Source organism: Corynebacterium sp. 045007, assembly GCF_040743205.1.
Taxonomy (GTDB): domain Bacteria; phylum Actinomycetota; class Actinomycetes; order Mycobacteriales; family Mycobacteriaceae; genus Corynebacterium; species Corynebacterium jeikeium_D.
On record NZ_JBFLKW010000055.1, the window covers coordinates 1 to 452 of the forward strand.

A 452-nucleotide genomic window follows, 5' to 3' on the forward strand; every position below is an offset into this window, starting at 1 on the left:
AAAATGTGTTAGGCCACTGGCTTCGGGTGTTACCGACTTTCATGACGTGACGGGCGGTGTGTACAAGGCCCGGGAACGTATTCACCGCAGCGTTGCTGATCTGCGATTACTAGCGACTCCGACTTCACGGGGTCGAGTTGCAGACCCCGATCCGAACTGAGACCGGCTTTGCGGGATTAGCTCGCCCTCACGGACTGGCAACCCACTGTACCGACCATTGTAGCATGTGTGAAGCCCTGGACATAAGGGGCATGATGATTTGACGTCATCCCCACCTTCCTCCGAGTTAACCCCGGCAGTTTCTTACGAGTCCCCACCACAACGTGCTGGCAACATAAGACAAGGGTTGCGCTCGTTGCGGGACTTAACCCAACATCTCACGACACGAGCTGACGACAACCATGCACCACCTGTATACAAGCCACAAGGGAAACACCATCTCTGGCGCGATC

The 452-nt window shown here is 55.8% G+C and carries 1 rRNA gene; it reads right to left on the reverse strand.

Features of this window, described 5'->3' with window-relative positions:
- Positions 1-452, reverse strand: a 16S ribosomal RNA gene (locus AB1Z34_RS11185); the annotation flags it as partial.